The 7,638-nt window shown below is 59.6% G+C and carries 5 protein-coding genes; 2 read left to right on the plus strand and 3 right to left on the minus strand.

Going from position 1 to position 7,638, the window contains the following annotated elements; genetic code table 11:
• Window positions 1-617 precede the first annotated feature (617 nt).
• Window positions 618-1,466, plus strand: coding sequence for a hypothetical protein (locus CXR29_RS02145; RefSeq protein ID WP_127363755.1), 849 nt, complete (start codon window positions 618-620; stop codon window positions 1,464-1,466).
• 502 nt (window positions 1,467-1,968) lie between these two features.
• On the opposite strand, the gene CXR29_RS02150 is transcribed toward CXR29_RS02145, so the two are convergent.
• From CXR29_RS02150 to CXR29_RS02160, 3 genes are all read right to left on the minus strand, one after another.
• Complete coding sequence (locus tag CXR29_RS02150) at window positions 1,969-3,282, minus strand: MFS transporter (RefSeq protein ID WP_127363756.1); 1,314 nt, start codon at window positions 3,280-3,282, stop codon at window positions 1,969-1,971.
• Between the two features lie 238 nt (window positions 3,283-3,520).
• Window positions 3,521-4,342 carry a YceI family protein gene (locus tag CXR29_RS02155; protein ID WP_127363757.1) on the minus strand — a complete coding sequence of 274 codons (822 nt, stop codon included), beginning with the start codon at window positions 4,340-4,342 and terminating at the stop codon, window positions 3,521-3,523.
• 161 nt (window positions 4,343-4,503) lie between these two features.
• Window positions 4,504-5,688 carry a YbfB/YjiJ family MFS transporter gene (locus tag CXR29_RS02160; protein WP_127363758.1) on the minus strand — a complete coding sequence of 395 codons (1,185 nt, stop codon included), beginning with the start codon at window positions 5,686-5,688 and terminating at the stop codon, window positions 4,504-4,506.
• Between the two features lie 237 nt (window positions 5,689-5,925).
• Between CXR29_RS02160 and CXR29_RS02165 the strand changes: the two genes are divergently transcribed.
• Window positions 5,926-7,473, plus strand: coding sequence for a hypothetical protein (locus CXR29_RS02165; RefSeq protein ID WP_127363759.1), 1,548 nt, complete (start codon window positions 5,926-5,928; stop codon window positions 7,471-7,473).
• Window positions 7,474-7,638 lie beyond the last annotated feature (165 nt).

Below are 7,638 nucleotides of genomic sequence, written 5' to 3' on the forward strand. Positions count from 1 at the left end.
GTTCTGAAGTTTGCGTACCTCACGTCTGGTATGTCTTCAGAATTGCAAATCTGTGCCTTGGCCAATTCGATGGTCAGTTGGTTTTCCGTGACCCTAGAGCAGATTCTAGGTTTCGAGCTGCTGCTTTATCTTCGCTGGTGACAGAATTGACTTCTACTCATCTCAATGAGTCACTTATTTATATGATTATATAAAATGAGTGTGCTGTCGAACCCGAATATTGTAAGAGCTTCAGTGTCCGTGTCAATTGTATTGGTTGCGCTGCTCCGTCTGACGCGAATTTGACACCTTTCTGCTTATCACGGTTTCGAGTCTGACGATGGGGAGAGGAGTAACGTTTATTGAGTGGAAATGTCCTTGGTGCAAGGCCACAGATTTCTTCAATCCATCAAGTCTCGCAGTTGTGCGGCCTAGTCATCTTTTTGGATGAGAGTGTATTATAGTAGCCGTGATATAATTGAACTATTACGCAATGGTTCGCATCAGGAATTGATTGATAATGTAGAGGAAGTTCTGTCTTGCAGCACCAGGTAGATCGTAGTTCCGATCTCGTTGAGAATCCTTCTCGTAGTGTAGTTGCCATCCGTTCACACCGGCCTGGTCCGTCGGTGGACCGAATGTATAGCTGGGTTCGTGAAGCATTTTCGGCTGAGAACATCTTCATTGTTGCCGACGAGACTTCGGATAAGCAGTATTCATGGAATAGTGATTATAATGTGATTGCCATGAATGAGAGCTTCATGGACCGAAACTACCTTTTTAGCCCAGGTGCGGATGTCGGGTGGCGTTGTGGTGATTATTGTTATCTGGCAGTGAGTGAGGCGGTCGATTTCGATTTTATTTGGCTTATCGAACCCGACGTTGCTGCTAACTTCAAGTTTGATTTCCTATTGAGCGGGGTCGGCGATAATGATGCTGACCTGATTGGATCTTCGCTAAGGCTTAGGAGCTCCACATGGCCATGGTTTAAGTCTATGGCTGAATTAGGCCATGCTGAAGTGCATAGTGTATTTTTTCCTCTCACTCGTGTTAGTCGAGAGTTGGTTGGAATGATTCGAGATCAGCGTGTTGAGATGTCTATGAGCTTTCGAAGTGGCAATCAAGGTCTTTATCCTAATGACGAAGCGGTTACTGCGACGACTGCGATTGAGGGTGGATTTAGTACTCTAAATTTGCAGGATGTTTTTTCTGATATGTTTAGTCATTTTCGGTGGGGGGTTAAGTGGCTATATCCTGACGTCTTTGAGAACTTTGACCAGCCTAAGATGGTTCATCCGGCAGTTGACGGTTCGGACTATGCTAGATATTTGCGAAAATTGATTTCGGAATCGAGTTCCAATCGAGGCCTGTTGGATTCTCTCGGTGCGAGTTTGTGGAGTGTAAGCGCAGCGAATTATTACAGGTGGCGAGGTTTTGTGTTGTCCGAGACGGGGCGATGGTTAGATAAGTCCGTTTTTGATCGCTAGATTTCTGTGCCAGGTCGGTTGTGAGTCATGGTTGCCCCTCCGCTCTCAATCTGTGATCCACCTGTTCTTTCAATATGAGACTGTGGGTGGGATTGGCTGATGTGGCGATCCCATTCGCGGGTGAGTGTTGCTGTGAAGGTTTGTTGAAGTCAGCGGAGGTCGAAGAGTTGCCCAACGGCTTGCCCGACGACTGTGGCTCGGACCGCTCGGAAGATGGTGTTGCCGGGGACTGCTCATCTGGCTTTTGGACCGGCTTCACCGGGGGAGCCGGCGGGAACTCACGCCGGACGTGAGCTGCCGCGGTGACGTTCTTGATGCGTTGATTCCATATTCGACGGTGAAAGGACGCGCAGTTCATCGCAATATTTGTCGGCATTCACGTTGATCGATGCCGAATGTCTGGGGAGCTCATGAGCAAACTCGATCAGAGGCGTGCGACGTGCTGTGAGGCTCTGATGAGTTACGGCGGTCAGAGTCCCTACTCCCGACTGATTGACACAGTTCAGGGTGCGGTCGCGTCGTTGCGAGCGGAGCGACCGGCGAAGATGCCGCCAGCTGCCGTGATCAGCATGCTCAGCGCCAGCAACGTGGCGGTAGCCCAGATCGTGCCATTGAATACAGTCAGCGAGGCAAGGGCGATCGAGGGAGCGAAGCCGCCGATTGCGCCCGAAACGTTGTACGAGACGGCAACGGCGGTGTAGCGGGAACGGCCGGGGAACATATTCGCCATCATCGAGCCCAGAGCACCGTAGGGGAGGCCGAGTAGTCCAATCCCGACGCTGATGCCGATGATGACCAGTGGAGGTGAGGCTGTGCCGACAAGTGCCATGAGCGGGAAAGCGAGGACGACGGAAACCAGTGCCGTGACTCCCACGGTCTTCCATGGGGTGAACTTGTCTCCGAGCCTGCCGCCAAAGTAGATGGCGATGCCTTCGAGTACGGCTCCGAGCATCGTTCCTGTCAGGAGGATGCTGGCTGCCAGATGCAGAGTCTCCGTGCCGAAGTTGACGATGAAAGTTGTCAGCAGGTAGAAGGGTGCGCTTCCGACCAGGCTGGCACACACGCCGATGAGCACGCGCCGCCAGCTGGTTCGCAGTACGTGGAAGAGGGGCACCTTGACTGTGCGATCCTCATGGACGATCTTCGCGAATTCCGGAGATTCGTCGACCTTGAATCTGATGTAGAGCGCAATGCCCATGAGAAGGAAGGAGATGAGGAACGGAATGCGCCATCCCCATGCGACGAACTGGTCGTGAGGAAGCAGAGTGACCAAAGCGACGACACCGCTAGACCCGAGATTACCGATCGGAGACCCATATTGCGGCATGGCGCCGTAGAACGCGCGTTTCTCCGGTGGGGCGTGTTCGACGACCATGAGCACGGCGCCGCCCCATTCCCCGCCGACAGACAGTCCTTCGATGATGCGCAACACGACTAGGAGGATCGGGGCCCACACTCCGATTGTGTTGTAGGTCGGCAGCAGACCGATTGCGCCCGAGCTGATGCCCATAACGACGACGGTGGCGATGAGAGTGTTCCTACGACCGATCTTGTCGCCGAGGTGGCCGAAGATGATGGATCCGGCAGGGCGGGCCACGAAGCCGATGGCAAAGGACAAGAATGCCACGATGGTGCCCACAGTGGGATCGAAGGTGGGGAAGAAGAGTTCGTTGAAGACCAGGGCTGCGATGAGGCCGTAGACGAAATAGTCGTACCACTCGATCGCCGTGCCGATGAGGGAGCCCGCTGAGACTCGTCGCAGCTGCGTGGCGTCGACAGTGATTGGTTGGGAATCGTCTGCTTCATCGGCACTCATACGCTGCTACCTCTATCGCTCGCGGCTATTCGTCAGGGTGAATGTGACGGGTTCCGTGAGTGGCTTCGAACCCCGATGTTCTCCCCGATACAGCTAGATAGCTGTTTATCCTACGCGTGTTGCCGACGCGATGGCTAGGTAAGTGTGCCGCCTAGCGATTACGCAAAAAACCGCGGGTGGGATCGGCTGTTGTACCGATCCCACCCGCGGTGAGGACTGCTGTGAAGGTTCGCTGAAGTCAGCGGAGGCCGAAGAGTTTGCCCAGCGGCTTGCCGGACGACTGCGGCTGAGGTGCCTCGACAGACGGTGCTGCCGGGGCCTGGTCGGTCGGCTTCTGGACCGGCTTCACCGGGGGAGCCGGCGGGAACTCCTGCCGGGCGGGAGCCGCCTCGGTGACGGGTTCCTGCTTGGGCGCAGGAGAAGCCTCGGCACGGTCCTGGTTCTCAGCTTCCGGTGCCTCGGTGGGGGCCTCGTCCTGGGCGGTGGTGTCCGCGGATTCGGTGGGGGCCTCCTCGGCGACGTTCTTGATCAAGGAGAGCTCGAATTCGAGCGTGATCTTGTCACTGACGAGCACGCCACCGGAATCGAGCTTCGTATTCCAGGTCACGCCCCAGTCCTTGCGGTCGATGCGGCGGGAGCCCTCGAGGCCGGCGCGCAAGTTTCCGAAGGGGTCGGTGTCGACGCCGATGAGCTCGAGCGGGACCGAGACGGTCTTCGTCATGTTACGGATCGTCAGCTCACCGGTGACGATGAAGGAGCCTTCGTCCACCTCGTCGATGGCCGAGGAGTTGAACCGGATCTCCGGGTAGGTCTCGACGTCGAAGAAGTCCGCCGAGCGCAGGTGGTTGTCCCGGTCCTCGCTGCGGGTGTCGATGCTCGCGGTCTTGATGATGACCGTGGCCGTCGAGTCCGAGAGGTCCTCGGCGATGTCGGCTGAGCCGGACACCTCATTGAATGCTCCGCGCACACGCGAGACCATCGCGTGGCGAGTCGAGAATCCCAGTCGAGAATGGGCGGGATCGATGTCCCAATGACCTGTGATCCCAGGCGCTTCTGTCAAGGGGTCGCTCCTTCGGTTCCTCCGCGCCCCACGGGGAGGCTGTCATGGTCGGTGTGATCATTGAAACAACAATCGCCTATGTAGTCTGACACGGGGAGTCGCTTCAGTGCCACCTCGGTGCGGGCTGGTGAGGCGATGGCGGCGTCCTGCGGTGGGTCGCATCACCGGTCGACGTTGCCGGCGAGGACGCCGACCAAGGTCAGCGCCATGGCGATGGCCAGAGCGATCGCCGAGGCGATGAACGCGGCGGCGATGTGCTCGCTCAGGGCCGCCGCGACGATGGCCGGTCCCACGATCTGACCGATGCTGTACCAGGACGTCAGCTTCGCCGAGGCGTTCGTGACACCCATCTGTGTGCCGATGCCGATCGTCATCATGACCACCCCTATGAAGGTGAAGCCGAAGAGGGCAGCGGCGATGATCAGCACGAACGGAGTGGAGCCGAAGACCGCGAGCAGGGCGCCGAAGACCTGGAGGCAGTAGCAGAGCGTCAACGCCTTGACCGTGCCGATGCGGGCCGCGACGGCCGACCACGTCAGGGGAGACGCTGCCGTGGCGATCCCGGCGATGAGCCACGTCGAGGCGGCCGCCGTCGCTCCGAAGACGGGACCGGCGAGCACGACGAGGTAGGTGCCGATGATGATGTAGCCGCCGCCTTGGAAGAAGTAGCCGGTGGAGAGGAGGGCCATGGCTCGGCGACGGTTGGCCTCGAAGGGAGTGGGCGTATCGGTGAATTCGTCGGTGGTGGTCGGTTCAGCCGCCTCGGCTGGGGTGGTGTGCGGTCGGATTCGGGCCGGGATCGGCCATGTCCAGGCGATGATGGAGAAGACCGCGGACACGGCCGCGCAGATGAGCCACAGCTGGCGCCAATCGGCGATGCTGCCGGCGGCGAGCACGATGGCTCCGGAGACGAGGATGCCGAAGCCGACTCCGCCGTAGGAGATGCCGCCGTCGCGCGGTTTTCGGGAGTTCGCGGGAATCCGTTGGGTCACGCAGACGAAGATCAGCCCCGAGGCGATGCCGGCGATGGTGCGGATGCCGCCCTGCCAGATGAGGTTCGGGGTCAGAGCGACCGCGGCGAGACCCACCGTGGAGACGATGAGGCTGAGCCGGTAGACGAAGCGATTGGGTTCGACCCAACCTTGAGCGATGACGAGGGTGCCGATGAAGTAGCCGACGTAGTTCAGCGTCGCGATCCATGCGCCGGGAGCCGAACTCCAGTACAGGGCCGCGACCATGAGCGGCAGTGCCGGAGTGTAGAAGAACCGGCCCATGCCCATCGCCACCGAGAGGCCAAGCGCCCCGCGAACCGGGGTGAGAGCGGGCCTGGCGATGCTTTCGGGCATGGCGGTTCCTCTCCTCGGGTGGGCTCAGGTGGCGTGATCTCCACCACTACGATGCCATGGTCTGGAGGCGGCCGCCTCGGCAGGTGGGGATTCGGACAACCTCTGTGTATTGGTGGGCTGGGCGGGTGGTGTCTCGGTCTCCGTGGTTTCTCAGTGCGACTGTGGAAGTTGTTGATTCTGCGGAGACAGGGCAGAGTTATTGTCGTGGGCATCAGGCGGAGTATTCAAGGTGGCGTCGTGGCGCTCGCCCTCGTTCTGTCGGGGTGTTCGTGGTCTGATTCGGACGGTACGTCGTCCTCGAGCCAGTCCCCGAAACCGAGCCCCACTCCGACCGAGTTCGAGCAGACTTTTGCCGGCGACGTGTCCGGTGAGGACGCGGTTGTCTCGGCGACCACCGACCGAACGGGCCCGAGTCTCACGGCAGACAATGTCGGAGTCTCTTTCGAAGCGACCGACCTCGCTGATCCCAGGCTCGACCCGGCGCAGTCCAACCTCGACGAGCAGCTGAAATCCCTCGGTTCGCCGGCGCTGCGGTTCGGCGGCAATGCCCTCGATCGAAGAACGTTCTGGACGTCAAAAGGTGAGAAAGCGAAACATGGCGAGAAGGTCACCATCACCCCGGATGACCTCAAGCGGTTGAAGAAACTCGTCGACATCACCGGCTCGTCCGTCACCATCGGCATCCCCTTAGGTACCTACGATCCGGGACGAGGAGCGGACATGGCCGCGCACGCGGTCGACATCCTCGGCGATTCTCTTGTCGGTCTGGCAATCGGCAACGAACCGAACGGGTACACCGTCAAGGATGTGCCCAGCGGTGCCGTGCGCGGCAAGGGCTGGAATAAGGACAAGTACGTCAAACAGCTTGAGGCGTATGCGAAGGCCATCCATGCAAAGCGGCCCGATGCGCCGATCATCGGTCCCGATGTCTACGACGGGGCATGGATGGAGGCTTTTGCCAGCTCCGGGGTCAAGCATAAGAAGGCGATTTCGCAGCATTGGTATCAGCTCTACGAATGCGATTCGGCTCAGGTTCCGGGGCGGGGGCCGCAGGCGGCGAACCTCATCGATCCCTTGGCGAAGAAGGCGGCGAAGAAGAATCTCGGCATCGGCAAGTCGAAGGCTGACGCTGCGGATTTGCCGCTGTGGCTCGAGGAGACCGGGCCGACGAGCTGCCCGGGCACGAACGACACGTCACTGACGAACGCGTCAGCGTTGTGGGCAGCCGATTACACGTTGTATGCGGCGACGCTCGGGGTCGAGCGGATGGCCATGCACTCGATGCTCGGGGCGTGCAATGGGGGAGCGCCGATGTCGCTCATCTGCGATCCGGCCGATCACGGGGACCGGTCGAACGCGTTTCAGGTGAGGCCGAATATGTTGGGGCTGCGGCTGTTGGTGCCGAGCCTCGGCGGGGAGTTTACGAAGACTTCGGTGTCTGGCGGCGGGAACATGAGCGCCTACACCGTGGTCAAGGACGACGGCAAGACTCTGGTGACGACGGTGATCAACGCGAACGATGCGGCCTCGGTGGGTGGGAATCCCGTGACGCTGTCGGTGCCTTCGGAGTTCAGTGTGTCGTCAGCTTCGCAGGTGTTCGGGGAGTCGAACGACGTGAAGAACGCGACTCAGGTGGTGCCGGCGAACCCGCTGCCGGCTGATGTGCCGTTCAGTGGGGCGGTCGAGACTTCGACGGCAAGCGCGTCTGCGGGTTCCGACGGCAGCGAACTGAACATCGACATCGCGGGAAGCTCCGTCACGGTGTTCGTCATGACGAAAAAGTAGATCCCGTTCAGTGCCCAACGGCACGAGATATCGGAGCTGAGTCTCTGGCCTACCCGGCACTGGTGCTGAAGATCACCGGCTAACTGCGAGGCCCTCGGATCCACTGTGAGCCCCTCGCTTCCCGCCCTGCGCCCGCAATCTGATCCTGGCCGCTGCAGTCGGGCC

This window comes from Brevibacterium linens, assembly GCF_003999335.1.
In the GTDB taxonomy this organism is placed as follows: Bacteria; Actinomycetota; Actinomycetes; order Actinomycetales; family Brevibacteriaceae; genus Brevibacterium; species Brevibacterium linens.